We start from the raw sequence: 4378 nt of genomic DNA, 5'->3' as shown, positions 1-4378 counted from the left end.
CCGGATCTCATGGGTTCTAGCCGAGTGCCTGGCTGTGCTGGGAGGCTCGGTTCCGGTAGCGGCTGGCGGGTCAGCACTCTCCGAATCTGATCCTGCGAGGTCTTGCGGCAGACCGTGCGCCCGCCAGTCGTGAGGAGGCGGTGACCGCTGCTGGGATGTCGTGCCGATCGGATGTTGATCAGAGCACTTTGGCCATGAGATCGCTGGGAGTCCTCCTCCGCGCTGCTGAACGGGACTGTCGGTGTCGGCAAGGAGTCAAGGAGGACTGGTGCGATGTTGTTCGTGGGTGACGACTGGGCGGAGGACCACCACGACGTCGAGCTCGTCGACGAGCACGGCAAGGTCCTGGCGAAGAAGCGCTTCCCGGAAGGGCTAGCCGGGGTGACCCGGTTGCACGCCCTGATCGCCGAGCAGCTGCCGGATCCGGGCCGCGACCCCGAGCCGGCCATGGAGGTGCTGGTCGGGATCGAGACCGAACGCGGCCCGTGGGTCGCCTCGCTGATCGCGGCCGGGTACACGGTGTACGCGCTCAACCCGAGGTCGGCGGCGCGGTATCGGGAGCGTCACTCGGTGTCGGGGGCGAAGTCCGACGCCGGGGACGCGCACGTGTTGGCCGAGATCGTGCGGCTGGATCGTGCTGAGCATCGCCCGGTCGCCGGGGACAGCACGTTGGCCGAAGGGATCAAACTCGCCGCGCGGGCCCATCAGGGGTTGGTGTGGGAACGGACCCGGCATGTGCTGCGGCTGCGGAGCGCGCTGCGGGAGTTCTATCCCATTGCGCTGCAGGCGTTCCCGGACCTCGATGCCCCTGACGCGCTCGAGCTGCTTGCCAAGGCTCCCGACCCGGACCGTGGCGCAGCGCTGACTCACCGAACGCTCCTCGCGGCCTTCACCAGAGCCAACCGGCGCGACCCGCAGTCGCGGGCCGAGACCGTCCTGGGGCTGCTGCGCGCGGAGGAGCTGCGTCAGCCCGGACCGGTGCAGACGGCGTTCGCGGCGATCGTGAGCGCCGAGGTCGCCCTCATCGCCGCCCTGAACGAGCAGATCGACACCCTGGAGCAGGTGGTGGGCGAGCATTTTGGCCGGCACCCGGCAGCGGAGCTGGTCACGAGCCTGCCGGGACTAGGCGTGATCCTGGGAGCTCGCCTGCTGGGTGAGTTCGGCGACGACCCACAGCGGTACGTCGATGCCAAGGCGCGTAAGTCGTACGCCGGACCAAGCCGCCCTACGACAGCTCGCGAACCGGTGGATCGGCATCCTGCACGGCTGCCTCAAAACAGGCGCGTTGTACGACGAAAGAATCGCCTGGGAGCACATCCTCCAACGCGCTGCTTGACAGCAACAGAACCTGGGATGTCTGCCGGACTCGTCGGACGGGCCGCCAAGACCCGTGCCACGATGACGTTGTGACGTCCGCGGGCGAAGCGACACCGCCGGCCGCGCGGCAACCAGAATCCGCGGGACCGGATGCGGCGCGCCCCAGCGGCATCCACGGCCACCATCACGGCAGCGGCAGGACGTTTCCGCTGGCGCTTGGCGCGCTGGGCATCGTCTTCGGCGACATCGGCACGAGCCCGCTCTATGCGATGCAGACGGTCTTCAGCATCGAGCACAACACGGTGCGGGCCACCCGAAGTGATGTTCTCGGCGTGATCTCCATGGTGCTGTGGTCGATCACCCTCGTCGTGTCGATGAAGTACGTGTCACTCGCCATGCGGGCCGACAACGACGGGGAGGGTGGCATCCTCGCGCTCGTTGCGCTCCTGCGCCGCCACCTGCAAGGAACTCGTCGGCTCGCAGCGGTCATGGCGATGGGCCTGCTCGGCGCCGCCCTGTTCTACGGGGACGCGGTGATCACTCCCGCCATCTCGGTCCTGTCGGCGATCGAGGGACTCGAGGTCGCCAGCCCCACCCTTGTAGACCTCGTGCTGCCGATTGCCCTCGTCGTGCTCTCCGGGCTGTTCGTCATCCAGCGTTGGGGCACGGGCGTCGTGGGCAAGGCCTTCGGTCCGGTGATGGTCCTCTGGTTCACGGTGCTTGCCATGCTCGGCCTGCCTCACATCGTCGCGAACCCCCTGATCCTCCAGGCCATCTCGCCGATGTACGCGTTCATGTTCGTCGCTCAGCACCCGTTCATCGCGTTCGTCGCGATGGGTGGGGTGGTGCTGACCATCACGGGCGCCGAGGCGCTCTATGCCGACATGGGTCACTTCGGCGCCCGCTCGATCCGCCTCTCCTGGTACGTCGTCGTCTTCCCCGCGCTCGCCGTCAACTACCTGGGGCAGGGTGCGATGATCCTCGCCGACCCGTCCGCGGTGTCGAACCCCTTCTTCCTGTTGGCCCCGTCGTGGGCCGCCCTGCCCCTCGTGCTGCTCGCCACGGTGGCCACCGTCATCGCCTCGCAGGCAGTCATCTCGGGAGCCTTCTCGGTGTCCCGGCAGGCCGTGCGACTGGGGATGCTGCCCCGGCTCGCCGTGCGGCACACCTCCCGTGAGGAGGGCGGCCAGATCTACGTGCCCGTCATCAATTGGATCCTCTTCGTCGGCGTGCTCGTGCTGACCGCGGCGTTCCGGAGCTCGAGCCGGCTCGCGGCGGCATACGGGCTCGCGGTCCCGGGCACCCTGCTCCTGACGAGCGCACTCTTCCTGCTGCTCGCGAGGTACGTGTGGCAGGTCCAGACGTGGAAACTCGTCGTGTACATCGTGCTCGTCGTCGCCGTCGAGCTGACCTTCCTCGGCGCCAACCTCACGAAGATCGTCAACGGCGGCTGGCTACCGCTCGTCATCGCAGCCCTGGTGGTCGCCATCATGACGACCTTCAGGCGCGGGACCGATGCGCTGCATGCCGAGGAACGAGACCTCGAGGGCCCGCTCCAGCTCTTCCTCAAGGTAGTTCGCGACCACCCCGAGCTCGTCCGGCGCGTTCCCGGGGTGGCCGTCTTCCCGCACCCCAATGCGACGACGACGCCGCTCGCTCTGCGGGCCAACGCCGACTTCAACCACGTCGTCCACGAACAGGTCATCCTCGTACAGATCGTCAACGAGAACGTGCCCCACATCCGCCACGTGGACCGCGTCGAGGTCGACGACCTGGGCGACGCCACCGACGGGTTCGTGCACGTCAAGGTGCACGTGGGCTTCACCGACAGCCAAGACATCCCCAAGGGACTGGCACTGGCCGTCGGAACATCGCGTGCGCTCGACGTCGACCTCGATCAGGCCCACTACTTCCTCTCGGTGCTGACCGTCCAGGCGACGGGCCACCGTGGGCTACGCACGTGGCGCAAGCGCCTCTACGCGTGGATGTACCACAACGCCGCGAACCGGACGGAGGTCTTCCACCTGCCGCCCGAGCGCACCATCGTCATGGGCGCCCACATCGAGCTCTAGCCGGAAGGTGGTTCGGGACACGGCGTGGTGGATGACCCCGCGTTGTCCCTCACCATGGCCGAGCCGGAGCCGCACTCGCACGCTCGAAGAATGACGTCTGTTCTACGTCGCCCTCACACGGGCCCGCTGGGGTGTCGTCCTGATCGCCCCGGCAGCACCTTTCCAACGTGCCGGCACCAGCTAGCAGGCCGAACACGCGTATCAGTGTGTGCCCCGCGCGCGGCGAACTGACGCAGACGGGTAGTCCTAGCGACCGCCCCGTCGCGAAGGTCGCGGTTTACCCGGTTAGGGAGACCGCGTCAGCAGCGGCGCCTCTCAGACAGTCTGAGTCGTGGGCTGGGGTTGTACGTCTGTCTTTTCTACGAGCTGCTCGACGACTTCCTCAGCCAGGTTCTCGTGGCGGGCGGCTTGGGCTTCTTCGTGCTGCTTCACCTCGACACGAGCGGCCTGCCACGCGGACCAGTGGCCCGAGACGAGAGCCCACAACGACAGAGCTGACACGTACACCACGGAGTTGACCCAGTGCGTCACCAGCGACACCGGGATCATCACGAGCCAGAAAATGGTGAACCAGCCGTTGACCCGGCGCATGAAGACCGGGTCGCCCTGAACGCTGGCCCAGAGGGACTTGATGACCGTCACCGGATACCTCCACTTCGCAAGGGCTGCGCGGCCGCAGCGAGCAGAGATTAGGGCCAGATGCTGAGAGTCCGCTACATGTCCGTCTGGGACATCCGTCGCGTCTTGTTCGACCTGCTGAGGTGCGGCCCGGCACGCGGCCGATGTGACGCAGCCGCCTCGGCATTCACGGACCTTCTAGACGGGACCCGCTCCCGGGTCGGGTCTGTCAGGCGAACGGTGTAACTGGCGTTTTCATGGTTAGAGGTTCTCCGGCGCCGGCATGCGCGCCTCGAAGGTGACCGCGAACGCGTTCAGGGCCGGCTTCCACCGGGTGACCCATCGTGCCTGCCCGAGTCCTTTGGGGTCCA

The 4378-nt window shown here is 67.3% G+C and carries 2 protein-coding genes and 1 pseudogene; 2 read left to right on the top strand and 1 reads right to left on the bottom strand.

Annotated features, from left to right (window positions below; translation table 11 throughout):
- The first annotated feature begins 273 nt into the window (after nucleotides 1-273).
- Both AB4Y83_RS22635 and AB4Y83_RS22630 read left to right on the top strand, forming a co-directional pair.
- A pseudogene (locus AB4Y83_RS22635) lies at nucleotides 274-1336 on the top strand (IS110 family transposase).
- Between the two features lie 70 nt (nucleotides 1337-1406).
- Nucleotides 1407-3389: a potassium transporter Kup gene (locus AB4Y83_RS22630; protein ID WP_442298274.1), complete on the top strand. Its 1983-nt coding sequence runs from the start codon at nucleotides 1407-1409 to the stop codon at nucleotides 3387-3389.
- A 315-nt stretch (nucleotides 3390-3704) separates the two neighbouring features.
- Here AB4Y83_RS22630 and AB4Y83_RS22625 read toward each other — a convergent pair whose 3' ends face one another.
- Nucleotides 3705-4031 (bottom strand): hypothetical protein, encoded by a 327-nt coding sequence (locus tag AB4Y83_RS22625; protein WP_056773404.1) that lies wholly within the window; start codon nucleotides 4029-4031, stop codon nucleotides 3705-3707.
- Between the last annotated feature and the right edge of the window lie 347 nt (nucleotides 4032-4378).

Origin of the sequence: Terrabacter sp. RAF57 (genome assembly GCF_052113925.1) — a bacterium.
In the GTDB taxonomy this organism is placed as follows: Bacteria; Actinomycetota; Actinomycetes; order Actinomycetales; family Dermatophilaceae; genus Terrabacter.
The sequence above is the reverse complement of the archived record's forward strand: the minus strand, read 5'-3'. Positions and strand labels throughout refer to the sequence as shown.